Here is a 23,260-nt window from a genome sequence, read left to right as displayed (position 1 = left end):
AGAGGCATCCAGCCCAGTCCACGTCCCGTCAAGACTCACACCGCAGCAGCGCGGCCGGCCTCACTCAGCTTTTGTTCGTTGGCCGCGCCCTGCTCTACCGGCAGGATCAACTGCTCGGGCACCGCGCCATGCCACTTCTTCGCGCAGGCGTAATACAACGCCGCGGGCACCACCAGGCCGATGATCCAGGAGATGTCGGTATCGCCCAGACTCGCCACCAGCGGGCCGGTATAGAAGTGGGTAGAGATGAACGGCATCTGGACCAGCACGCCGAATACATAAATGCCGATGCCCATGACATTCCAGCGACCGTAGCGACCGTCCGGGTTGGACAGGGCCGGGATGTCATAGCGTTCTTTGGTGATGCAGTAGAAATCCACCAGGTTGATCGCGCTCCAGGGCGTGAAGAACGCCAGCAGGAACAGGATGAAAGACTTGAATGCGCCAAGGAACGAGTGCTGGCCCAGCAGTGCGATCAGGGTCGCGGCACCGACGATCAGCAACACGAAGACCAACCGCTGCAGGCGCGTCACTTTCAACTCGCCGCGAAAGCCGCTGATGATGGTGGCGATGCACATGAAGCTGCCGTAGGAGTTCAGCGTCGAGATGGTCACCTTGCCGAAGGCGATGCTGAAGTAGAGCATCGCGGCAATCGCGCCACTGCCGCCCAGGCCGACGATGTAGGCCACTTCACGACCGGCGAACTGGCCCTTGGACAGCGCTGCGGCGAACACGCCGAGCACCATCGCCACCTGGGCACCGATCACCGAACCCGCGCCCGCGGCGAAGAACGTCTTCAACGGCGACGTCTTGCTCGGCAAATAGCGCGAGTAGTCGGCCACGTAAGGGCCGAACGCGATCTGCCAGGACGCGGCCAGCGACACCGCCAGGAGGAAACTGCTCCAGCTGAAGTGCCGAATGGCCAGCAAGGCACTGATATCGGTCTGGCTCAGCAGCCGGCTGAACAGATAGAAGAAGGCGACCACGCCGATCACGCTGGCGACCCGGCCGATGTAGTGGATCACCCGATAGCCGAGCACGGTGACGAGCACAATGATGCTGGCGAACATCAGGATGCCGAGACTGTCGCTGACACCGAACATCTGCCCCAGCGCCTGCCCGGACAGCACCGTGCCAGTCGCGGTGAACCCCAGGTACATCAGGCACACCAGCACCATCGGGATGGCCGCGCCATAGACCCCGAACTGCACCCGACTGGAAATCATCTGCGGCAGCCCGAGCTTCGGCCCTTGCGCCGCATGCAGCGCCATCACCCCGCCGCCCAGCAATTGCCCGATCAGCAGACCGATCAACGACCAGAACACATCACCGCCCAGCACCACCGCCAGAGCGCCGGTGACGATCGCCGTGATCTGCAGGTTGGCACCCAGCCACAGAGTGAACTGGCTCAAGAGACGACCGTGTCTTTCCGCTTCCGGGATGTAGTCGATCGAGCGCCTTTCGATCAACGGCTTGCTGCTTGCACGATCATTTCCTAAGGCCATGGACGTCAAACCTCTATGGGCACTACAGACGACTTCCACTGCAGGAGCGAGCTTGCTCGCGAGGCGGTGCAGTTGATGCACCGCGGTGCTTGCTTCGCCAGCAAGCTGGCTCCTACAGGGAGGGTGGGGTGAACCGATGCTCAGGTTACTTGCCGGTGATCATCGGCAGGTTCAGGCCCTGTTCCTTGGCGCAGTCGATCGCGATCGGGTAGCCGGCGTCGGCGTGACGCATGACCCCGGTAGCCGGATCGTTGTGCAGCACCCGGGCAATCCGCTCGGCTGCTTCATCGGTGCCGTCGCAGACAATGACCATCCCCGAATGCTGGGAGAAGCCCATGCCGACACCGCCGCCGTGGTGCAGGGAAACCCAGGTCGCACCGCTGGCGGTGTTCAACAGGGCGTTGAGCAGCGGCCAGTCGGACACGGCGTCGGAGCCGTCCTGCATGGATTCGGTTTCACGGTTCGGGCTGGCCACGGAACCGGAGTCCAGATGGTCGCGACCGATGACGATCGGCGCCGACAGCTCGCCGCTGCGCACCATTTCGTTGAACGCCAGGCCGAGCTTGGCGCGCTGGCCCAGGCCGACCCAGCAGATCCGCGCTGGCAGGCCCTGGAAGCTGATGCGCTCGCGGGCCATGTCCAGCCAGTTGTGCAGGTGGGCGTCGTCGGGGATCAGTTCCTTGACCTTGGCGTCGGTCTTGTAGATGTCCTGCGGGTCGCCGGACAGCGCCGCCCAACGGAACGGGCCGATGCCGCGGCAGAACAGCGGGCGGATGTAGGCCGGGACGAACCCCGGGAAGTCAAAGGCATTCTCGACGCCTTCTTCCTGGGCCATCTGACGGATGTTGTTGCCGTAGTCGAAGGTCGGCACGCCCATCTTCTGGAAGGCCAGCATGGCCTTGACGTGTTCGGCCATCGACTGCTTGGCGGCCTTGATCACGGCGGCCGGCTCGGTCTTGGCGCGATCGCGGTACTGCTCCCAGGTCCAGCCCTTGGGCAGGTAGCCGTTGAGCGGGTCGTGGGCGCTGGTCTGGTCGGTGACCATGTCCGGACGCACGCCGCGGCGTACCAGTTCCGGCAGGATTTCAGCGGCGTTGCCACACAGGGCGATGGAGATCGCGCGGCCTTCGGCGGTGTATTTCTTGATCCGCGCCAGGGCGTCGTCCAGGTCGGTGGCCTGTTCGTCGACGTAACGGGTCTTGAGGCGGAAGTCGATGCTGGTCTGCTGGCACTCGATGTTCAGCGAGCAGGCCCCGGCCAGGGTCGCGGCCAGAGGTTGCGCACCACCCATGCCACCCAGGCCTGCGGTCAGGACCCAGCGGCCCTTGAGGTTGGAGTCGTAATGCTGGCGACCGGCCTCGACGAAGGTTTCATAAGTGCCCTGGACGATGCCCTGGCTGCCGATGTAGATCCAGCTGCCAGCGGTCATCTGGCCGTACATGGCCAGGCCCTTGGCGTCCAGTTCGTTGAAGTGCTCCCAACTGGCCCAGTGCGGCACCAGGTTGGAGTTGGCGATCAGTACCCGTGGCGCATTGCTGTGGGTCTTGAACACACCGACCGGCTTGCCGGACTGCACCAGCAGGGTTTCGTCGTCATTGAGCTGGGTCAGGGCCTCGACGATCTTGTCGTAGCACTCCCAGTTGCGCGCGGCGCGACCAATGCCGCCGTAGACCACCAGCTCCTTGGGGTTCTCGGCGACTTCCGGATCGAGGTTGTTCATCAGCATGCGCAGCGGCGCTTCGGTCAGCCAGCTCTTGGCGGTCAGCTTGTTGCCACGTGCGGCGCGAATTTCGACGTTGCGGAACTTGGTGGGTTTGCTGTCAGTCACGGAAAAACTCCTCGGCGATGAGTCCAAGGTGCGAAGAGGATTCCATCGACTCTTACGCACACATATTTACTTGTACATACAAGCATATGCAATCAAGCGGCCAACTTGCTTGAGACGTAACTGAAAAGCCCTGGGATAAAACTGCAGGCCTTGTGGAATAAGGCTTCCAACAGAGCGACATTTTTCAAGAAGGGAATTTTTCTCAGCCGCGAGACTGTTACCAGACAGCGGTTTTGCGCTGTTCTGGGGCGTTCGGTAACAAATGGGTGCGCGGGGGGACACCGCCCCGGTGGGGAAAGATGCGCTGCACAAACCGGCGCCGCGGACCCGCAGCGGGAGGCACTCGAAGGGAAGGGATCAGGAGGGAAAATCTGCGGCCGTCGCAGCCCGTATCCCGGTCTGCGACGGCCCTTGGGAATCAGCGGGCGGTGAGTTCGATGACGCAGCAGCGTCCGTCGGTGGCGATCTCCACTACGCCGGCATTGCGATCCAGGCGCAGACAATCGTAACGACCCAGGGCCTGCAACGGAGTACCGCCCGTGTCGACCCAGGCTTGCTCGGCAGCACTGAACACCAGCACGGTGTGGGCCTGGGTAAAGAAGCGCTGCTGACCATCGAACCACTGCAAACGAGCGACATAACGCTCAGGGCAGTAGATCAGGTTGAAGTCGCGGATCGCCCCGTCCAGCAGCGCACAGCTCACCTGGCTGGCGCCACTGAAGGCGAAGGGATCCAGCGGCAGCAACGGCCGTACCTCTTCGCCATCCACCGTCAGCTGCATGCCCGCGCCTTGCAGCACGGTAATGATCCGCTGATAACCGGCAAAGCTGGAGAAGCCGCCGGACTCGCCGATGTCGGCAATCGACAGGCGCCAGCCAAAACCTTCCAGGCCAGTGCCGGCATCACGGGTGATTTCCTCGGTGCTGCCACCGCCGTTCTTCCAGGGCATGCGCGGGTAGTCGGCGGCGCGTAACAGGGTGGGCCGGATCATTTATGAAAGCGTCCTTCCAGGCGATGACGGGAACCGGGGTGGATCAACCGGGCGGCGGTTACCGGCTGACGTCCGGACCAAGTACGACGGCGAATCAGCAGGCACGGCTCGCCGCGCTCGATCTGCAGCAGCCGGCACTCCTCGGGCTCGGCGAGGATCGCCTCGACCACATGTTCGCCCTCGGTCAGCGGCGCCACCTGGGACAGATAGGCGTAGGGGGTTTGCAGGGTGAAGTCCTGCTTGAGGTACTCCGGCGCCACCAGGGCGTTGACGAAGCGGTCTTCGATCTGCACCGGGATGTCGTTTTCGAAATGCACGATCAGCGAGTGGAAGACCTTCTGCCCTTCACGCATGTCCAGGGCCAGGGCGCGCTCGGAACCGGCGGCCTCTTCCCCCAGGGTAATGACCTGGCAGGTATGCCGATGACCGCGGGAAGCGATCTCGTCGGCAATGTTGTGCACTTCGAACAAGGCCGACTGACTCTTGGGCTCGGCGACGAACGTCCCCACGCCCTGCATGCGCACCAGCAGGCCTTCGGCAGTCATCTCGCGCAGCGCGCGGTTGATGGTCATGCGGCTGAAACCCAGCTGGTTGACCAGCTCGCTCTCCGAGGGAACCCGATAATGCGGCGGCCAGTTTCCGCTCTCGATCTGCTGGGTGATCATCTGTTTGACGCGGGCATACAAGGGCGCCGGACTATCGCCCAGATGGGCAGCCAGCGGCGATTTGGCAGGCGGAGTCGGCACAGGAAATCCTTGTTGAGCAAAAAAGGTGACTAGCTTGCCGGAGTTTACCGGGCAGGCAAACGTCTGTATATGTATATACAAATAACACACGATGGGGTGCTTGAACCATGTCCGCCTTCTTTGCCGAACGCGCGCTGCTGCCTGATGGATGGGCCAATCATGTACGTCTTGAAGTCAGCCCCGATGGCCTGTTGACACAGATCCAGGCCAACGCCAGCGCTGAAGGTGCACAACGGCTCAAGGGCCCGCTGCTGCCCGGCATGCCCAACCTGCACTCCCACGCTTTCCAGCGGGCCATGGCCGGGCTGGCGGAAGTGGCCGGCAACCCCAATGACAGCTTCTGGACCTGGCGCGACCTGATGTACCGCCTGGTGGGCAAGATCACCCCAGACCAACTGCAGGTCATCGCCCGCCAGCTGTACATCGAAATGCTCAAGGCCGGCTACACCTCGGTGGCCGAATTCCATTACGTGCACCACGACAGCGATGGCCGGCCCTATGCCGACCCCGCCGAGCTGTCCCGACGCATCAGCCAGGCGGCTGCCGGCAGCGGCATCGGCCTGACTCTGCTGCCGGTGCTGTACAGCCACTCGGGCTTTGGCGGCCAGGCGCCGAATGACGGCCAGCGCCGCTTCATCAACAGCACGGAAAACTACCTCAAGCTGCAACAGCAACTGCAACCCATGCTGGCGCAGCAGGCCAACCAGCAACTGGGCCTGTGCTTTCACTCATTGCGCGCGGTCACGCCCCAGCAGGTCAGCGAAGTGCTGGCCGCCAGCGACCGCCAATGCCCGGTACATATCCACATTGCCGAGCAGCAGAAGGAAGTTGACGACTGCCTGGCCTGGAGCGGACGCCGCCCCCTGCAATGGCTGTACGAAAACGTCGCGGTGGATCAGCGCTGGTGCCTGGTCCACGCCACTCACGCCAACCCGGAAGAAGTCAGCCTCATGGCCAAGAGCCGGGCGATTGCCGGCCTGTGCCTGACCACCGAAGCCAACCTGGGGGACGGCATCTTCCCGGCCGTGGATTTCCTCGCCCAGGGCGGTCGCCTGGGCATCGGTTCCGACAGCCATGTATCGCTGAGCGTGGTGGAAGAACTGCGCTGGCTGGAATACGGCCAGCGCCTGCGGGATCAACGGCGCAACCGCCTGTACCGCGCCGACCAGCCCATGGTTGGCCGGACCTTGTACGACGCCGCGCTGGATGGCGGCGCCCAGGCGCTGGGGCAAGGCATTGGCGCCCTGGCCGTGGGCAAGCGCGCCGACTGGCTGGTGCTGGATGGCAATGACCCCTACCTGGCCACGGCCGAGGGCGACGGCATTCTCAACCGTTGGCTGTTCGCCGGTGGCGGCCGTCAGGTGCGGGATGTGATGGTGGGTGGACAATGGGTGGTGCGCGACGGGCATCACGCCGCCGAAGATGACAGTAGCCGGGCCTTCACCCAGGTTCTGCGCGACCTGCTCAACTGACCCATAGGCACAGGAGCCGGCTTGCCGGCGAAAGCGTCATGAAAGCGACTTCGCCGACAAGCCGGCTCCTACAGGTCTATTTCGAGGTCTTGGCCATGGCCGAGTCCGACACTCGCCAGATCAGTCGCGTAGTGTCATAGCCCTGCTGACGCGCCTTGCTCAGCAACTCTTCTCGCACCGTTTCGTTGACCTCAGGCGTGCGCGACAGCAACCACAGGTAGCGCCGGTTCGGGTTGCCGACAATCGCGGTCTTGTAGTCATCGCTGACATACAGCACCCAGTAGTCGCCCTTGGTCGCTCCCGGCAGCAGCCGCGAGAACCAGTTATCGAACTGCACCCACAGCTTGTCGGTCTTGCCCGTCACTTGAGGCGTGGCGGTGCCACGGGCCTCTTCCCACTTCCACTCCGGGGTCAGGCAACGATTGAGCACGGCCACGTTGCCCTCGGGCAACAGGGTGTAACGTGCCTCGGATTGCGCACAGTTACGCTGGAAGTACATCGGCAACCGCGCCAGCTCGTACCAGGTCCCCTGGTAACGCTTGAGATCGACGTGGTTGACGGTCTTGGGCGCCAGCGAATCGTCCCGGGACGTGGCGCAGCCGGCCAAGAGCAGGCCGACCAGAAGAGTGAAAACAAAACGCATCATTATTTTTCTCCCGTGGGCCCAAAGCCCCGGTTCTTACTTCAGGCCTTGCCCGGAAAACATCAGAACCTTGTCACCGGCATACTGCACGCTGATAAAGCTGTTCTTGTCGCCCCAGGTGCAACTGGACATACCCAGCGCGCCCGAACAGTCAGTCGGCTTACCCAGAAGTTGTTCGACCTCGGCCTTGGGCATGCCCGCCGAGAGTTTGGAATAGTTTTCCTGATTGACCTTGCTGCACGCGGCCAGCAGCACGCAGAAGGACAACAGAGCGAGAGAACGCAGGGACATGGTGAACTCCTGGACGAAGGGAGGAAGGCCTGTCAGCCAACCAGAAGCTTAGAAGAGAAAACCCCCTTCTGGTTCCCCGCGCGGCCGGGTATTTCTTGCCCGGCGGGCGGGGCATTTTCCCGGCAAATCAAGCACCTTTTCACCCAGCCCTGCAGTTCGTCGGTTTTCCCCGCCTGCTCCTCATCTTCCTTGATGGCCAGTCGACATAACTGCAGCGTAAAGCCCTCCACTGTGGCAAATTGACGCCCCCTCGTTGACCAGCCCATCGCGGTAGTTCACTTAATGACCAGAAACATGAAGTTCAGCCACAAGATCCTGCTCGCCGCCGCCCTGGTGGTGGCCGTCGCGTTCGCCTGTTTTATTCTGTTCAACGACTACCGACAGCGCGAAGCCCTGCGCAATAGTGCGGATTTCGGAGCACCGTGACCGGCCGTTTCGGTTGATCGTGACCGGTCATTTCGCTAACGCGTGACCGCTCATTTCGGTAGCAACGTGACCGATTTTCCGCCTGTTCCGAAACAGGTGGTCACGGCTTACCGAAATCGCCGGTCACGACTTAGCGAAAGCCTTCCCCTTCGTTGCGCATGACCTGATGCGCCGCCATCCTCGACCGATTTCGGGAGAGGAAGATGGCGGCGCCGCGAGTAGCCATGCGAAACATCAAAGAATGTCTGCGCCTCAAGTTTGAGGCCGGCTTGTCCCACGAGAAGATTGCCCGTGCCTTGCAGCTGTCCAAGGGCGTGGTTAGCAAGTACATCGCGGCGGCGCGGGTGGCCGGGCTGGACTGGCCGGCGCTGGTGGCCATGGACGAGGCCGCGCTGGCGGCCGCCTTGTTTGCACCGACGTCGACGAACAAGCCGCGCGGTGAGCGAGTGCTGCCCGATGTGCTGAGCATCCACCGCGAGTTGCGACGCAAGGGCGTGACCTTGCAGCTGCTGTGGGAGGAATATCTCGCCGCGCATGCGGGCCAGCCGACCTACCGCTACACCCAGTTCGTCGAGCACTACCGGCGCTACGCCCAGACGCTCAAACGTTCGATGCGTCAGCTGCACCGTGCGGGCGAGAAGCTATTCATCGACTATGCCGGGCCGACGCTGCCGGTGGTCGACCCGGCCACCGGCGAAGTGCGCCGGGCGCACATCTTCGTCGCCGCCCTGGGCGCCTCGAATTACACCTATGCCTGCGCGACGCCAGGCGAAACCCAGGTGGACTGGCTGACCTCGCTGGGCCAGGCTCTGACCTACTTTGGCGGCGTGCCGGAAATGGTTGTGCCGGACAATCCGCGCGCCCTGGTCGCCCAGCCGGATCGCTACGAGCCGGGCCTGAACCGGGCCACGCTGGAGTGCGCGCGTCATTACCAGACGGTGATCCTGCCGGCACGGCCACGCAAGCCTCAGGACAAGGCCAAGGCCGAGGTGGCGGTGCAGGTGGTCGAGCGCTGGATCATGGCGCGGCTGCGCCATCGGCAGTTCTTCAGCCTGCATGCGCTTAACCAGGCCATCGCCGAGCTGCTGGAGGATCTGAATCGGCGCCCGTTCAAGCGGCTCGATGGCTGCCGGCGCGACTGGTTCGAGCGCCTGGATCGCCCGGCCTTGCGAGCGCTGCCGGTGCATCCCTACGAGGTCGCCACCTTCAAGCGCTGCAAGGTCAGCATCGACTACCACATCGAGGTCAATGGCAGCTTCTACAGCGTGCCCTCCGCCCTGGCCCGGCAGAACGTGGACGTGCGACTGACGGCACACACCCTGGAAGTGCTGCATGGCAACCGGCGGGTGGCCAGCCACCTGCTGCTGGGGCGACGCGGCGCTTACAGTACCCAGCGCGAGCACATGCCCGCGGCGCACCAGGCGCATCGCGAATGGACGCCACAACGCCTGCTCGACTGGGGCGCGCGGATCGGCCCCTACACGCGCCAACTGATCGATCACCAACTGACCCACAAGCCGCACCCGGAGATGGGCTACCGCGCCTGCCTCGGCCTGCTCTCGCTGGCCCGGCGCTATGGCAATGCACGCCTGGAAGCCGCTGCCGAACGTGCCGTACACCTGCGCGCCTTCACCGGGCGCAGCGTGCGCAACCTGCTCCAGCAAGGCCTGGATCAACAGCCGCTGCCCCAGCGTGCCGCCGAAACGACCTTACCCGGCGACCACGAGAACGTCCGTGGCGCCGACTACTACCAACCCCCGCAACAGGAGCTGTTCGATGATGCCGCAACACACCCTGAATCAACTGCACCAGCTACGCCTGGACGGCATGGCCCGCGCCCTGGAAGAGCAATGGACGCTGCCGGCCAGCCACAGCCTGAGCTTCGATGAACGCCTCGGCCTACTGCTCGACCGCGAACTGGCCTGGCGTGACAACCAGCGCCTGGTACGGCTGCGCAAGAAGGCCAAGCTCAAGTACGCCAACGCCTGCCTGGAAGATCTCGACCGCCGCACCGGACGCGCCCTGGACGAGCGTCTGATCGCCACCCTGGCCAGTGGCGACTGGATCCGCCAGCAGCACAACCTGCTGCTGACCGGCCCGACCGGTGCCGGCAAAACCTGGCTGGCCTGCGCCCTGGGCAACCAGGCCTGCCGCCAGGGCTATAGCACCCTGTACCTGCGCACCCCGCGCCTGCTGGAACAACTGCGCATCGCTCATGGCGACGGCAGCTTCGGCCGTACCCTGCAACAGCTGGCAAAGGTCGACGTCCTGGTGCTGGACGACTGGGCGCTAGCCCCGCTGGAGGAAGGAGCCCGGCATGACCTGCTGGAGGTGATCGACGACCGCGCTGGCAGCCGCTCCACCATCCTGACGAGCCAACTGCCCATCGAGCACTGGCACGGCTGGATCAACGACCCGACCCTGGCCGATGCCATCCTCGACCGCCTGGTGCACAACGCCTACCGACTGACGATGAAAGGCGAGTCGCTGCGCCGAAAAAAAGCCGAGGAACAAGCCGCATCGTGACCGATGCGATTACAATCCAGAACCCGCGCAACCGGGGTGGAAGCACCGGTCACGTATTAGCGAAACGCTCGGTCACGTTCACCGAAATCCGCACAATAGCACCGAATCAACCATGCAGGAACTGGGCAGCCTGACCACCAGCAATATCCAGACCTGGCTGGAAAGCCGCATCCAGCTCCTGCAGTCTCTGGCCCAACAGATCGCCGTGGACGGCAGTGGCGCCGAGAGCCTGAAACGCAGCGTGGGCCTGCCCGCCTACACCGGCAACTTCCAGCTCAGCTACTTCGGCGGTCAGGACGGCGTGATGTTTTCGGTGCCGGCCGGCAATCGCGCCGCCGACTACGATCCCCGCGCCCGTGGCTGGTACAAGGCGGCCACGGGCGCGCAACGGACCATCGTCACCGAGCCCTACATCGCCGCTTCGTCCGGCAAGCTGGTGATCACCGTGGCCACCCCGGTACAGCACCAGAACCAGATGATCGGCGTGGCCGGCGCCGACATCGATCTGTCGAGCATCAGCGCCATCATCAACTCGTTGAACTTCGGCGGTCATGGCCAGGCCTTCATCGTCAGCGCCGACGGCAAGATCCTCATCCACCCCGACAGCAAGCTGGTGCTCAAGAGTCTCGCCGAGGCCTATCCCGCGGGTGCCCCGAACATTAGCCCCGGCCTCAAGGAAGTGCAGCTCAATGGCAAGACCCAGCTGATCTCCTTCACCCACGTCAACGGCGTGCCCTCGGCCGATTGGTACGTGGCCCTGGTGCTGGACAAGGACACCGCCTTCGCCGTGCTCAGCGAGTTTCGCACCTCGGCGATCATCGCCATGCTGATTGCGGTGGTGATCATCATCAGCCTGCTGGGCATGCTGATCCGCATACTGATGCAGCCGCTGCACGTGATGGGCCGGGCCATGCACGACATCGCCGAAGGCGAAGGCGACCTGACCAAGCGCCTGGTGATCCATGGCCACGATGAATTCGGCACCCTGGGCCTGTCGTTCAACCGTTTCGTCGAGCGCATCCACAGTTCGATCCGCGAAGTGTCCTCGGCCACCGGCCAGGTCAACGAAGTGGCCCTGCGCGTGGTCGCCGCCTCCAACTCGTCGATGTTCAACTCCGACCAGCAGGCTTCGCGCACCAGCAGCGTGGCCGCGGCCATCAACCAGCTGGGCGCCGCCGCCCAGGAAATCGCCCAGAACGCCGCCCTCGCCTCGCAGCACTCCAGCGAGGCCCGCAGCCTGGCGCAAGACGGCCAGCAAGTGGTGGACCAGACCATCGCCGCCATGCATCAGCTGTCGGCGAAGATCAGCAGCTCCTGCGACAACATCGAGACGCTCAACAGCAATACGGTGAACATCGGGCAGATCCTTGAAGTGATCACCAGCATCTCTCAGCAGACCAATCTGCTGGCGCTCAACGCCGCCATCGAAGCTGCTCGCGCCGGTGAGGCCGGGCGCGGCTTCGCGGTGGTGGCGGACGAAGTGCGCAACCTGGCGCACCGCACCCAGGATTCGGCGCAGCAAGTGCAGAAAATGATCGAGGAACTGCAGGTCGGTGCCCGTGAAGCGGTGGGCACCATGACCGAGAGCCAGCGCGAAAGCGAAAGCAGCGTCGGCATCGCCAACCAGGCCGGCGAGCGCCTGGGCAGCGTGACCCAGCGCATCGGCGAGATCGACGGCATGAACCAGTCGGTAGCCACCGCCACCGAGGAACAGACCGCCGTGGTGGAGTCGATCAACGTCGACATCACCGAAATCAACACCCTCAATCAGGAAGGGGTGGAAAACCTGCAAGCCACCCTGCGCGCCTGCGCCGACCTGGAACAACAGGCCAAGCGCCTGCAGCATCTGGTGGGCAGCTTCCGTATCTGAGCAGCAGCTTCGCCGGCAAGCCGGCTCCTACCACTATTGCGTAGGAGCCGGCTTGCCGGCGAAATCATTCGATTGCGGACATTCGGCAATACAGTCGCTGGTCTGCACGCCCCCAACTGAACTGGATTAAGACTAAACTCAGGCCTGCCTTTCCAGTCGAGCCCGCCCCATGAAGCTTTCATCCCAGGTCAAGCCCATCAGTTACCTGAAAAGCCACACCGCCGAGATCGTCAAGCAACTGACGGAAAGCCGCGAGCCTCTGGTTATTACCCAGAATGGCGAAGCCAAGCTGGTGGTTATGGATGTACGGAGCTTTGAGGAACAGGAAGCGACCCTGGCCATGTTGAAACTTCTGGCCTTGGGCAACCGGGAGATTGAAGCCGGCCAGTTCCGTGATGCAGAGCAGGTGTTTGCCGACCTGGAGCGGGACGACCCGCAATGAGATTCAAGGTGGTCATTCTGCATTCGGCAGAACATGACCTGAAAGAGCTCAGACACTACCTGATCAGTCGATTCTCTCCCCAAGCCTGGCACAGCACCTTCCAGCACTTGAAATCCACCGTGGCTCAACTGGCGACCTCGCCCTACGCTGGCGTGGTACCTGACGAAATTCAGCAGCTCAATCTGCGCCACTATCGCCAGGTACTTTGCGGCATGAACCGGGTGATCTACGAAGTGCGGGAGAACACCGTCTTTATCCACATCATTGCCGATACGCGCAAAGACCTGCAGTCATTGCTGATGAGGCGCCTGTTGCGAGCGGACAAGTAATGCTTGCCGTCCGTCAGAAACGCGAACCAGGCTCGCGCAGGAAAGCCAGCTCTTCGGCAGTGGATTCACGGCCGAGGATGGCATTGCGATGGGGAAAGCGCCCGAAGCGGGCAATGACTTTCTGGTGCCGCTCGGCATAGTCCAGATGATCGGCGAATACCGGACGATCGTCCTCGGGCTGTTCGTCGTGAAGGGCGGCAAAGCGCGAAACCCCTTCGTTCTGCACCGCCAGGTGCTCGCAATGCTCGAACACCAGGTAGATGAAGCAACGCTGCATGGGCGGCAGGCGCCGGTCAAAATCCGCGGCAATGCCTTGCGCCACCAGTGCCTGGGCACGGGCGTCGCCAGAGAAAGCCTTGGGGGTGTCGCGGTGGATCATGCGCGGCAACTGATCGAGCAGCAGCACCAGAGCCAGCCAACCTTGCGGACTTTGCGTCCACTCGGCCAATTCGCCGGCCAGTGCCTGCTCCACCAGGCCACCAAAGCGCTGGCGCGCTTCGAGGTCCTGGCTGTCGCGTTTGCCAAACCACAGCCGGCCCTTGGCAGCGACAATCTCTGCCGGCTTTTCGGCTGAGCCGAACCACCAATCAAGCAGAGGCTGCCAGGGCGCGGCCATGTCTTACTCCTTGTGGTAGCCGGTCACGCGAGCCACTTCTTCTTTAGAACCGAGGAATACCGCTACACGCTGGTGCAGGCCTTCGGGCTGAATGTCGAGGATGCGCTGGTGACCGTCGGTGGAAGCACCACCGGCCTGCTCGATGAGGAAGGACATCGGATTGGCCTCGTACATCAGGCGCAGCTTGCCCGGTTTCTCCGGCTCGCGGCTGTCCCGTGGGTACATGAACAGGCCGCCACGGGTCAGGATACGGTGCACGTCGGCGACCATCGCCGCGACCCAGCGCATGTTGTAGTTCTTTTTCAGCGGACCGGTATCACCGGCCAGCAGCTCTTCCACGTAGCGCTTGACCGGGGCTTCCCAGTGACGCTCGTTGGACATGTTGATGGCGAATTCCTGGGTGGACTCCGGAATCTTGATGTCTTCGTGGGTCAGCACGAAGCTGCCCATCTCACGATCCAGGGTGAAGCCCTTGACGCCGTGGCCCAGGGTCAGGATCAGCATGGTCTGCGGACCGTAGATGGCGTAACCGGCAGCGACCTGCTGGGTGCCCGGCTGCAGGAAGGCCTTTTCGTTCAAGGCTTCGTTCTGGCTCAGGTACTCGTTCGGGCAGCGCAGCACGGAGAAGATGGTGCCGACCGGGGCGTTGATGTCGATGTTCGACGAACCGTCCAGCGGGTCGAATACCAGCAGGTAGGCGCCTTTGGGGTACTTGCCAGGAATCTGGTAGGCATTGTCCATTTCCTCGGACGCCATGCCGGCCAGGTGACCGCCCCATTCGTTGGCTTCCAGGAGAATCTCGTTGGAGATCACATCGAGCTTCTTCTGCACTTCGCCCTGCACGTTTTCCGTGCCCATGCTGCCCAGGACACCGCCCAGGGCGCCTTTGGACACGGCGTGGCTGATCTCCTTGCAAGCACGCGCCACCACTTCGATCAGGAAGCGCAGATCGGCAGGAGTATTGTTGCTGCGGGTCTGCTCAATCAAATAGCGACTCAGGGTAACGCGGGACATGGACGGCTCCGGAGGAATGGGGGAGGTTGAAAACCCGCGCAGTTTAACGCGAGTCGGGGCGCATTTCCTCCTCTCAGACAGGGAACTGGCAGATAGAGTTCAGGCACTGCATTTCAGCGTAGGCGGATTTGTCGCGAGGGCACTGGCCCCCGCCACAGTGATCAGGATTTGGCTGCCGGTTTGCGCAGCAGGCTCACGGCCATCCCGGCCAGGGCCAGCACGCCCAGCAGCAGCACGGCCCACAGGCCGATCTTCTTCCAGTCCGGCCCGGCGGCCACGGCGCCGGCGGCTGCCGTGGCGGTGGCTGGCGTCAATGGCGTCGCGCCCTCGACCTTGGCCTGGCCCAGTTCCTTGAGGCGCTGCGGACTGTAATCGGGAATCAGCGTGGTCAGCGGCAGGTTGGCCGCCACCGCGCTCGGGTTGCCCAGCGCCAGCGTGTAAGGCCCGGCGCCACGGGCCAGGAACACCAGTTGCGTACCGCGCACGGCAAACGCCAGGGTCGGCGCCTCGCCCCCGAGGCCGCCGCCACGCTCGTCCACCGTCAGTTTCAACTGTTGCACGGTCTGCCCAGGTACTTGCAGTTCATTCTGCTGCACGTCCTGGCCATTCTGAGTCAGGCGGTACAGCAGGCCGTTGTTCAGGGTCTGCCAGGGCAGGCTGCTGTCACGGCGGCCATACAGGGTCGCCGGTGCCAGCGTGTTGGCCTCCTTGAGATCGATCCGCACCCGCTCGACATTCAGCCCCATGGGCAGTTGCCAGGTGTATTCACCCGCCTTGGCGGAGGTCCCGCGCAGGGGCTGGGACCACACCAGCGGCGACGGCAGGCTGCTGGTGCTGCTGCTCTGCAGTTGCGCCGAGGTCAGCACCGGCGCCGATTGCGGGGTATTCCACAGCAGGCGCAGGTAGCGCGCCGACTGCCCGGGCAGGGCCACTTCATGCTGCTCGATCCGCTCGTCGGCAAATGACAGGCGCGCCACCTGGCCGTCGCCCCAGGATTGCCAGTGCTGCAGGTCGTCGCTGGCCTCGATGCTGAAACGCTGGAAACCATCGCGCTCGCTGGTCCAGTCCAGCAGCAGTTGCTGCAGCGGGGCCTTGATGCCACTGGCATCCAGCAGCCAGCCGCGCAGCACTTCCTCGCCCGCCTCCAACTGCGTGGCCGGTTGCACCTCCACCAGAGTGCCGTTGGCGCCGGATTGCACCCGCACGCTGGGGCTGCTGTCGCCGGCTTGCGCCGAGCTATAGAGCGGGAACCACTTCACCTCGGTGAGGTTCTGCTGCTCGCGGGTCTGCGCCTGTTGACGAGCCAGGGCATAGGCCTGCGGCTCGCCGGCAGCATTGAACACCCGAACATCCCGAAGATCGGCCTGGCTGGCCTGCAACAGCACGTCCAGCGGCAGCTCCAGGCGATACCAGGGGCCCTCGCCACTCAGGGTCAAGGGAGCCTGGGACTTGAAGTCCCCCGGCTTGTCCTGGGCCACGGCGGACAGCGCCACACACAGGCTCACAGCGCCCAACCAGCCCAGGCTCAGCTTCGAACTCACGATGACACTCCTTCATCCAACGGTTTTCCGGGCGCGGATTCGGCCTCGGCGCGCTTGGGCGGCAACGGCGCGAAATAGCCCACCACCAGCAGCAGTCCCCCCACCCCGATGAACGAGACGATCCGCGCCAGCCCGCCACGGTTGCTCAACTCCACCAGGAACAGCTTGGCCACCACCACGGCGATCAGCACCGCGCCGATCAGCCAGACTTCGCGACGATGGCGCAAGTGCCCGCCGATCATCAGGCCCAGGGCAATCAGGGTCCAGACGATGGACAGCCCGGCCTGGACCATCATCGACTCAAGCAAGGCATCCGCCTGGAACGGCACGCCGCTCCAGTGATGGGCCGCGCGCATCACCAGCACGGTAAAGAAGGCGAACAGGGAAATCCCCGCCAGCAGCTGCGTGCCACGCTCGGCGTAATCGGCGCGGATCGCCAGGTCCTGCAGCGCACTGCGCGACCAGACATAGACGCCGAACAGGGCAAACAGCAGCCCCAGTTCCAGGGGGTTGAGCAGCGGCAGGTACGGCAGCGGTTCGGCGCGGCCATCGCTGAAGGTATTGGCCAGCCAGAACCAGCCCAGCATCAGCAGCGCCAGGGGCAGCGCGGCATACAGGCGATATTCACGGGCATGCGCCCTGACCGGCCACGGCCAGGTTCGCGGCGCGGCCATCGCCACCAGGTGCAGGCTCGGCAGGATCGCCCAGCCCAGCCAGCGCCAGGCGTTGTACTGCTCGGACAACAGCAGCAAGCCATAGCGCAGCTCCAACGCCAGCACGCCGATCAGCAACCAGCAACCCAGCACATGGGCAATGCTCAAGACCCGCGCCGGCAGCCAGGCCTCCAGGCGCCGCACACTGAAGAAGTGCACGACGAACAACAGGCTCCAGGCCAGCCAGCCCAGATCCGCCGCCGGGTGATAGCGCGACGTCCAGGAAGCCAGCAGCACCAGGGCCCCCGCCGGTATCAACAGGCTGCACACCAATCCCAAGGACTTCCACCGCAGGCGCGGAGCCAACAGCGCACAGAGCAGCACGCTGAGGGCGGTGATCAGCAGCAACAGGCTGGCCTGCCAATGTGCCGGGGCGAAACGCAGCACTTCCTTGAACCAGGTAAATGCCCACCAGCACACGCCCCAAGCCAGCAACAGATCGGACAGATGCCCCAGGCTCAAGGCGTCGAAAGCCGAGCCGTGATTGCCCCGCTGCAAGCGCCACGCCCCGAGCAATGCCGCCAGGGCCAGGACCATCGGCGTCCAGAAGTCGCCATTGGCCAACGGCCGCACGCCCTCGACCACGCTACTGAAGAACCCGTCCGTGCCGGCCAGCAGGAACGTGCTGCCACCGATCACCTGCAACAGCAGGCCAAAGGCAAAACTGGCGCGCTGCTGCAGATACAGGCTGAGCCAGATGATCAACAGGCCACTGGCGGCCCAGACGCCGCTGGCGGTACGCCAGGGCAACACGAACAGCACCGCCAGGTTGATCATCATCAGCCCGGCCAGCAGCACCACCGACAAGCCCCGCAGCAGGCGCGGGTCATGGCGCACCATGTCGTTGCGGGCGGCCAGAAGCATGCCACCGATCAGGGTCAGGCCAATCAGCGAGGCACTCATCAGGCCGCTCCAGCCGGCGCTCAATACCGCGCCGGCTTCGCCGTCCGCGCCTTGCAGGCGCATCAGGAACAGCCCACCGCCCAACAGCTGCACGGCAAAGGCCGTGAACAGGAAGGTCCGCGATTGCAGGCGCAGACCGACGAACAGCGTCGCCAGCCCGGCCAGTGCCCAACTGATGGCCGTGCCCTGAGTGAAGAAGAACAGCGGTGCCAGCAGATACAGAAAACCCAGTCCGGCGACTGCCAGGATCGGCGCAGTGCCCTGCTCCCAACTGGCGACCCGAGCCTGCTCTGCCCGTCGCAACTGGTCGAAGCTGAACAGCAAGGCGCCTCCCAGCAGCAATGCCCCCAAAGGCGCGCCGGCCAGCAAGCTGCTGTCGCCAGGCTGCAGCTCACTGAGGAAGGCCAGGGCCGAACCCACTTGCAGCAACAGGGCAAAAGCCCGGGCCAGAGGCCGTTGCTGACGCAGGCCGAGCCAGAAGACTCCCGCGCCCTCCACGGCCCAGGCCGCGGACGTCCAACGCGCATCCAGGCCCAAAGGAATGGCCAGGGTGGCGAAAATCACCCCCAGGGCCAGGCAGGTTTCACCGAGCAACAGCGCGCGACCGCCCATCAGCAGCCGCGCCAGGACCATGTAGATCAGACCCAGGGCCAGGGCACTAAAGGAGGCGGCGAACTCCAGGTGCTGGACCAACGCCAGTTGCAGGCCAAAGCCCACCAGCGGCGGGCCGAACAGCAGGCTGCCATCGACGTAGTCGCCCTTGCGCGCGGACCAGTGCAGCAGCGCCTGGCGGCTGTCGTCCGTCGGCGCATCGCGCATATCCAGCAGCTTGCGCCGGGTGAACAGCAGGCCGATGGCCAGGTACATGACAAAGAACAGGATCAGGAAGGGTTCGGTGCTCCACAGCAGCTCTGGCGTATAGGAGCGCAGGCCCCAGGCAAAGCCGATGCCGAAGGTGCCGACAAAGCCGATCAGGTTGAGCAGGCGCCAGGCCTTGAACCAGGCAATGCCCAGAATGCCGGCATTGAGCAGCGCGAAGTAGCTGAACAGCGCCACATGGCTGCCGGCACCGGTGGAGGTCAGGATCGGCGCGGCGAAACCGCCAAGGGCCGCAGCGGCCGCCAGCCCCAGGGCATCCTGGGTGATGGCCAGAATCGCCGAAAACACCGTGACCGCCACCAGCAGGCCCAGGGCCGCGGAAGGGTCGAGCAACGGGTGCAAGCGCATGGCGGCGAACACCGTCAGGTAGAGCACGGCGATGCCGGTGCCCTGCAGCATCAGGGCGTAATTGCTGTTGCGCCGCCGCAACCACCAGCCCAACCCCAGCAGGCCCAGGGAGCTGGCCGCGACACCGGCGTAGCGCAGCTCGATGGGCACCACCATGCCTTCGGTGGCGTAGCGCAGCAGGAAGGCCAGGCCGAGGAACAACAGCACCACGCCGACCCGCAGCACGGTGTTGCCGCCGAACAGCCAGTTGCGCGCCCCGCTGATGGCGCGCTCGATCAGGTTCGGCTCCCGCGGCTGCGCCACGGCAGGCTCACGGGCCGCTGCCTGGGGCTGCCAGACCGACTCCGGCAGCGGCGGGCTGGCTTCGATTGCCGCACCGGGCGGCGCCGCGGCAGGCAACTCCCAGACCAGCTCGGCAGCCGCCGGTGCCGGTTCCACGGGCCGGACTTCGTCAAGAATGAATTCGGGCAGGTCCTGCAGCTCCGGCGCGGCGCTCAAGCCGCTGCTTGCCTCGGCAGGCGGGGTGCTGACCTGGGTTTCGGCAAACGCCTGGGCAGCGCCACCGGGGGTTTCCAGCAGGGCCAGGCGCTGGCCCAGGGTGGCCAGGGTGTTTTTCGCCTGCTCCAGCTCACGGTGCTGGTCGAGCACCTGTCGCTGCAGGGCACCGAAACGAATGGCCAGGCCAAGCACCAGACCCAGTAACGCGCCAATCAGGGCATCGCTGATGGACTGGTCGACGATCCAGCCCAGCACGGCACCCAGCAGCATGAACATCCATTGCATGTGTCGATATCCCTAAGCGGTCCACTGACGGACGGGTACGGCGGTGTTGAGGCTTGCCGGCGAAGATTTCTCCCCGATTGGAAGCCGAACGCGACCCAAAAGACACCATCCGGGAGATAAAAACGCCGCTCAGTATATCGACCCGGCCCAACAAACGTTGGGCCTTGTGCACAGTTCGCGGATTTTCCCGGGCCTCTCAGTCCAGGGCCTTCCAGATCTGCGTGGCGTATTCGCGGATGGTCCGGTCCGAAGAAAACCAGCCCATGCGCGCGGTATTGAGCACCGCCGAGCGCCACCATTCGGCGGAATCGTGCCAGCGCGCTTCGACCCGGGCCTGGGCGTCCCAGTAGGCGTCGAAATCGGCGCAGACCAGGAACCGGTCATAGTCGATCAGCGAATCGATCAGCCCGCTGTAGCGCGACGGATCGTCCGGAGAGAACACCCCGCCGCGAATCGCCTGCAGCACATCGTTGAGCCGGTGCGAGGCGGCGATGTCCGGCACCGCGCTGAATTCGCCATTGCGCTTGCGCGCCTCCACCTGCTGGGCGCTGAGGCCGAAGATGAACATGTGTTCGGCACCGACCTGCTCGCACATCTCGACGTTGGCGCCGTCCAGGGTGCCGATGGTCAGGGCACCGTTGAGGCCGAACTTCATGTTGCTGGTGCCCGAAGCCTCGAAGCCGGCAGTGGAAATCTGCTCCGACAGGTCGGCGGCGGGAATGATGCTTTCCGCCAGGCTGACGTTGTAGTTGGGCAGGAACACCACCTTGAGCAGACCGCGCACGGTCGGATCGCTGTTCACCGTGCGGGCGATGTCGTTGGTCAGCTTGATGATCAGTTTGGCCTGGTGATAGCTGGCCGCCGCCTTGCCGGCGAAGATCTTCACCCGCGGCACCCAGTCGGTTTCCGGCTCGGCGCGGATCGCCTGATACAGCGCCACGGTGTGCAGCAGGTTGAGCAACTGGCGCTTGTACTCGTGGATGCGCTTGACCTGCACATCGAACAGCGCCGCCGGGTTGATCGCGATCCCCAGGCGCTCATGGATGAGCGCGGCCAGGGCGCGCTTGCTGTGCAGGCGCTGCTCGGCGAACTGCTTGCGAAAGGCCGGCTTCTCGGCAAAGGGCTCCAGCCCGAGCAGCAACTGCTCGGGGTTGTCCAGCAACTCGGGGCCCAGGGCGTCCACCAGCATTTCGGTAAGGGGCGGGTTGGCCTGGTACAGCCAGCGGCGAAAGGTGATGCCGTTGGTCTTGTTGTTGATCCGCTCGGGGTACAGCTTGTGCAACTCGGAGAACACCGTGCTGCGCATCAATTGGGTATGCAGGCCGGACACGCCGTTGACGCTGTGGGAGCCGAGGAACGCCAGGTTGCCCATGCGCACCCGGCGGCCGTTGTCCTCCTCGATCAGCGACACCGCCCGCAGGACGTCGAAATCGTGCAGGCCCTTGGCCCGCAAGGCATCGATGTGCTGGGCGTTGATCAGGTAGATGATCTGCATGTGCCGCGGCAGCATGCGCTCCATCAGCCCCACCGGCCAGGTTTCCAGGGCCTCGGGCAGCAGGGTGTGGTTGGTGTAGGCCAGGGTGTCCACGGTGATCTGCCACGCCGCGTCCCAGGCGATGCCGTGCAGGTCGACCAATTGGCGCATCAGTTCGGCCACGGCGATCGACGGATGGGTGTCATTGAGCTGGATCGCCGCGTGCTCGCCAAGGCTGAGCACCGAATCGTGCATGTTCTTGTGGCGCCGCAGCAGGTCCTGCAGCGACGCCGAGACGAAGAAGTATTCCTGGCGCAGGCGCAATTCCTGGCCAGCCTCGGTGCTGTCGGCCGGGTACAGCACCCGGGAGATGCTCTCGGCGCGAGCCACTTCCGCCACCGCCCCCAAGTGATCGCCGGCGTTGAAGCGCTCCAGATGCAGGTCTTCCATGGCCCGGGCCCGCCACAGGCGCAGGGTATTGACGCTGGCTCCGCGCCAGCCCACCACCGGGGTGTCATAGGCCACCGCGCGCACCGTCTCCGCCGGCCACCAGACCTGGCGCGTGTTGCCCGCCGCGTCGGTCACACTGTCGACGCTGCCGCCAAAGCCGATGGAATAGATCACCTCGGGGCGCTCGAACTCCCAGGGGTTGCCAAAATCCAGCCAGTGTTCGGTCTGCTCCTGCTGCCAGCCGTCGACAATGGCCTGGCGAAACAGGCCGTGCTCGTAACGAATGCCATAGCCGTGACCGGCTATACCCAGGGTCGACATGCTTTCCATGAAGCACGCCGCCAGGCGCCCCAGGCCGCCGTTGCCCAGGGCTGCATCGGGCTCCAGCAGGCGGATCCGCTCCAGGTCCACGCCAAGGTCGGTGAGGGCTTCGCGGGCCACGTCCAGCAGGCCGAGATTGCTCAGGCTGTCGAACAAGAGCCGGCCGATGAGGAACTCCAGGGACAGGTAGTACACCCGCTTCTGGCCCTTGCGATAGATCTGTCGCGTGTGATCCATCCAGTGGTCGACCATGTGGTCCCGCGCAGCCAGGGCAATGGCCTCGAACCAGTCGTGGTCGAAGGCGTGGTCCGGATCTTTGCCGACCGCGTAGGTGAGTTTGGTCAAGACGGCTTCGCGAAAAGCCGCCACCTCAGCGTCACGAGCTAGGGGTTCCTGAGTCATCGATACGACCTCTGACGAGATACACAGTGAGCATGGAATGGTCTGAGCCTAGTCGGTCTGACACGAGGCAAAGGCTCCGGTTCGGCGCTGCTGCAAATGGCTCGGCTCAAGGGGGGAGTCTTCGGCGCCTGCAGGAAAAAAGATGCAGATGCCGTGCCGCCAGGTATAAATCCGACGACCATTAAGAAAAATCCGACCCAAAGTCGTTCAAAAATCCACCAGTCCCGGTATGATCGCGCGCCCTGGAACATGCCGGAACCACCACCTTGATGAAGTCCAACCTGATCGCCGCCGCGGAAATCGATCGTCTCGATACCTGGGCCAAATACTCCGCGCCCATGTGCGGCTCCTGCATGTCCAGCTGCTGCACCCTGCCGGTGGAAGTGAAGATCAAGGACCTGATCCGCATCGGCATCGTCGATGAATTCGAGCGCGGTGAGCCGGCGAAGAACATCGCCAAGCGCCTGCAGAAAGAAGGCATCGTCGAGCGCTACAACCAGAAGTCGGAAATCTTCACGTTGCAGCGCATGAGCAACAACGACTGCCTGTATCTGGATCGTAAAAGCCGCCTGTGCACCATTTATGACAAGCGTCCGGACACCTGCCGCAACCATCCGAAGATCGGCCCGCGTCCGGGCTACTGCGCCTACAAGCCCAAGCCCCTGGAGCGCCCGACCAACACCAGCAGTCGGACCCTGGAACGCTTCTAAGCCCTGCGACAGCGGCGCTGCGATCGGCTGCCAGCAG

At 64.1% G+C, this 23,260-nt stretch carries 18 protein-coding genes and 2 pseudogenes; 9 read left to right on the top strand and 11 right to left on the bottom strand.

All coding sequences use genetic code 11. The annotated features are described in order from the left end of the window. Window positions 1-35 precede the first annotated feature (35 nt). The 4 genes from BLV47_RS25405 to hutC form a co-directional block, all read right to left on the bottom strand. Window positions 36-1,505, bottom strand: coding sequence for a purine-cytosine permease family protein (locus tag BLV47_RS25405; RefSeq protein ID WP_092318819.1), 1,470 nt, complete (start codon window positions 1,503-1,505; stop codon window positions 36-38). A gap of 145 nt (window positions 1,506-1,650) precedes the next feature. Then, window positions 1,651-3,333 carry a urocanate hydratase gene (gene hutU / locus BLV47_RS25400; RefSeq protein ID WP_092318817.1) on the bottom strand — a complete coding sequence of 561 codons (1,683 nt, stop codon included), beginning with the start codon at window positions 3,331-3,333 and terminating at the stop codon, window positions 1,651-1,653. Between the two features lie 418 nt (window positions 3,334-3,751). Further along, window positions 3,752-4,324, bottom strand: a complete 573-nt coding sequence (locus tag BLV47_RS25395; protein WP_092318815.1) for a HutD/Ves family protein — start codon at window positions 4,322-4,324, stop codon at window positions 3,752-3,754. Beyond that, window positions 4,321-5,070 (bottom strand): histidine utilization repressor, encoded by a 750-nt coding sequence (gene hutC, locus BLV47_RS25390; protein WP_092318813.1) that lies wholly within the window; start codon window positions 5,068-5,070, stop codon window positions 4,321-4,323. Before hutC ends, BLV47_RS25395 begins: the two co-directional genes overlap by 4 nt. Window positions 5,071-5,177: 107 nt before the next feature. On the opposite strand from hutC, the gene BLV47_RS25385 reads away from it, so the two are divergent. Beyond that, window positions 5,178-6,542 (top strand): formimidoylglutamate deiminase, encoded by a 1,365-nt coding sequence (locus BLV47_RS25385; RefSeq protein ID WP_092318811.1) that lies wholly within the window; start codon window positions 5,178-5,180, stop codon window positions 6,540-6,542. A 76-nt stretch (window positions 6,543-6,618) separates the two neighbouring features. Here the strand turns inward: BLV47_RS25385 and BLV47_RS25380 are convergent, their stop codons facing one another. Further along, entirely contained in the window at window positions 6,619-7,188 is a 570-nt protein-coding gene (locus BLV47_RS25380) for a lipocalin family protein (RefSeq protein ID WP_092318809.1), read from the bottom strand. Between the two features lie 33 nt (window positions 7,189-7,221). Further along, the gene (locus tag BLV47_RS25375; RefSeq protein WP_011058771.1) at window positions 7,222-7,476 is read right to left on the bottom strand and encodes a hypothetical protein; all 255 of its coding nucleotides are present in this window, start codon (window positions 7,474-7,476) and stop codon (window positions 7,222-7,224) included. Window positions 7,477-7,758: 282 nt separating this feature from the next. Between BLV47_RS25375 and BLV47_RS36785 the strand changes: the two are divergent. The 7 genes and pseudogenes from BLV47_RS36785 to BLV47_RS25345 form a co-directional block, all read left to right on the top strand. Further along, window positions 7,759-7,887 (top strand): annotated as a pseudogene (locus tag BLV47_RS36785) (hypothetical protein); the annotation flags it as partial. Window positions 7,888-8,105: 218 nt separating this feature from the next. Continuing rightward, complete coding sequence (gene istA, locus BLV47_RS25365; protein WP_062838241.1) at window positions 8,106-9,791, top strand: IS21 family transposase; 1,686 nt, start codon at window positions 8,106-8,108, stop codon at window positions 9,789-9,791. Then, a complete protein-coding gene (istB, locus tag BLV47_RS25360) occupies window positions 9,679-10,428 on the top strand; it encodes an IS21-like element IS1474 family helper ATPase IstB (protein WP_062838242.1) in 750 nt (249 codons plus the stop codon). The genes istA and istB overlap by 113 nt, the downstream gene beginning before the upstream one ends. Before the next feature lie 112 nt (window positions 10,429-10,540). Then, window positions 10,541-11,440 (top strand): annotated as a pseudogene (locus tag BLV47_RS37155) (HAMP domain-containing protein); the annotation flags it as partial. Between the two features lie 93 nt (window positions 11,441-11,533). Then, window positions 11,534-12,298, top strand: a complete 765-nt coding sequence (locus BLV47_RS37150) for a methyl-accepting chemotaxis protein (RefSeq protein ID WP_371826192.1) — start codon at window positions 11,534-11,536, stop codon at window positions 12,296-12,298. 169 nt (window positions 12,299-12,467) lie between these two features. Then, window positions 12,468-12,740 (top strand): type II toxin-antitoxin system Phd/YefM family antitoxin, encoded by a 273-nt coding sequence (locus tag BLV47_RS25350; protein ID WP_092318804.1) that lies wholly within the window; start codon window positions 12,468-12,470, stop codon window positions 12,738-12,740. Further along, window positions 12,737-13,069, top strand: coding sequence for a type II toxin-antitoxin system RelE/ParE family toxin (locus tag BLV47_RS25345; RefSeq protein WP_092318802.1), 333 nt, complete (start codon window positions 12,737-12,739; stop codon window positions 13,067-13,069). Before BLV47_RS25350 ends, BLV47_RS25345 begins: the two co-directional genes overlap by 4 nt. 13 nt (window positions 13,070-13,082) lie before the next feature. Here the strand turns inward: BLV47_RS25345 and BLV47_RS25340 are convergent, their stop codons facing one another. The 5 genes from BLV47_RS25340 to BLV47_RS25320 form a co-directional block, all read right to left on the bottom strand. Beyond that, the gene (locus BLV47_RS25340; protein WP_092318800.1) at window positions 13,083-13,685 is read right to left on the bottom strand and encodes a DUF924 family protein; all 603 of its coding nucleotides are present in this window, start codon (window positions 13,683-13,685) and stop codon (window positions 13,083-13,085) included. Window positions 13,686-13,688: 3 nt separating this feature from the next. Further along, on the bottom strand, window positions 13,689-14,699 hold the full coding sequence (locus BLV47_RS25335) for a class 1 fructose-bisphosphatase (RefSeq protein WP_092318798.1): 1,011 nt from the start codon (window positions 14,697-14,699) through the stop codon (window positions 13,689-13,691). 161 nt (window positions 14,700-14,860) lie between these two features. Beyond that, window positions 14,861-16,240: a DUF3999 domain-containing protein gene (locus tag BLV47_RS25330; RefSeq protein WP_092318796.1), complete on the bottom strand. Its 1,380-nt coding sequence runs from the start codon at window positions 16,238-16,240 to the stop codon at window positions 14,861-14,863. After that, complete coding sequence (locus BLV47_RS25325; protein ID WP_092318794.1) at window positions 16,237-19,866, bottom strand: DUF2339 domain-containing protein; 3,630 nt, start codon at window positions 19,864-19,866, stop codon at window positions 16,237-16,239. The genes BLV47_RS25330 and BLV47_RS25325 overlap by 4 nt, the downstream gene beginning before the upstream one ends. Before the next feature lie 196 nt (window positions 19,867-20,062). Continuing rightward, window positions 20,063-22,513 carry a glycogen/starch/alpha-glucan phosphorylase gene (locus BLV47_RS25320; RefSeq protein ID WP_092318792.1) on the bottom strand — a complete coding sequence of 817 codons (2,451 nt, stop codon included), beginning with the start codon at window positions 22,511-22,513 and terminating at the stop codon, window positions 20,063-20,065. 266 nt (window positions 22,514-22,779) lie between these two features. On the opposite strand from BLV47_RS25320, the gene BLV47_RS25315 reads away from it, so the two are divergent. Beyond that, window positions 22,780-23,223 carry a YkgJ family cysteine cluster protein gene (locus BLV47_RS25315; RefSeq protein WP_173655882.1) on the top strand — a complete coding sequence of 148 codons (444 nt, stop codon included), beginning with the start codon at window positions 22,780-22,782 and terminating at the stop codon, window positions 23,221-23,223. Window positions 23,224-23,260: the final 37 nt, after the last annotated feature.

The sequence above is a fragment of the Pseudomonas saponiphila genome, assembly GCF_900105185.1.
GTDB lineage: Bacteria > Pseudomonadota > Gammaproteobacteria > Pseudomonadales > Pseudomonadaceae > Aquipseudomonas > Aquipseudomonas saponiphila.
The sequence above is the reverse complement of the archived record's forward strand: the minus strand, read 5'-3'. Positions and strand labels throughout refer to the sequence as shown.

Excerpts from the sequence above, each read along its gene's own strand:
- BLV47_RS25405 (WP_092318819.1), bottom strand. The coding sequence starts at position 1,505 with ATGGCCTTAGGAAATGATCGTGCAAGCAGCAAGCCGTTGATCGAAAGG.
- BLV47_RS25395 (WP_092318815.1), bottom strand. The coding sequence starts at position 4,324 with ATGATCCGGCCCACCCTGTTACGCGCCGCCGACTACCCGCGCATGCCC.
- BLV47_RS25385 (WP_092318811.1), top strand. The coding sequence starts at position 5,178 with ATGTCCGCCTTCTTTGCCGAACGCGCGCTGCTGCCTGATGGATGGGCC.
- BLV47_RS25380 (WP_092318809.1), bottom strand. The coding sequence starts at position 7,188 with ATGATGCGTTTTGTTTTCACTCTTCTGGTCGGCCTGCTCTTGGCCGGC.
- BLV47_RS25375 (WP_011058771.1), bottom strand. The coding sequence starts at position 7,476 with ATGTCCCTGCGTTCTCTCGCTCTGTTGTCCTTCTGCGTGCTGCTGGCC.
- istA (WP_062838241.1), top strand. The coding sequence starts at position 8,106 with ATGGCGGCGCCGCGAGTAGCCATGCGAAACATCAAAGAATGTCTGCGC.
- istB (WP_062838242.1), top strand. The coding sequence starts at position 9,679 with ATGATGCCGCAACACACCCTGAATCAACTGCACCAGCTACGCCTGGAC.
- BLV47_RS37150 (WP_371826192.1), top strand. The coding sequence starts at position 11,534 with ATGTTCAACTCCGACCAGCAGGCTTCGCGCACCAGCAGCGTGGCCGCG.
- BLV47_RS25350 (WP_092318804.1), top strand. The coding sequence starts at position 12,468 with ATGAAGCTTTCATCCCAGGTCAAGCCCATCAGTTACCTGAAAAGCCAC.
- BLV47_RS25345 (WP_092318802.1), top strand. The coding sequence starts at position 12,737 with ATGAGATTCAAGGTGGTCATTCTGCATTCGGCAGAACATGACCTGAAA.
- BLV47_RS25340 (WP_092318800.1), bottom strand. The coding sequence starts at position 13,685 with ATGGCCGCGCCCTGGCAGCCTCTGCTTGATTGGTGGTTCGGCTCAGCC.
- BLV47_RS25335 (WP_092318798.1), bottom strand. The coding sequence starts at position 14,699 with ATGTCCCGCGTTACCCTGAGTCGCTATTTGATTGAGCAGACCCGCAGC.
- BLV47_RS25325 (WP_092318794.1), bottom strand. The coding sequence starts at position 19,866 with ATGCAATGGATGTTCATGCTGCTGGGTGCCGTGCTGGGCTGGATCGTC.
- BLV47_RS25320 (WP_092318792.1), bottom strand. The coding sequence starts at position 22,513 with ATGACTCAGGAACCCCTAGCTCGTGACGCTGAGGTGGCGGCTTTTCGC.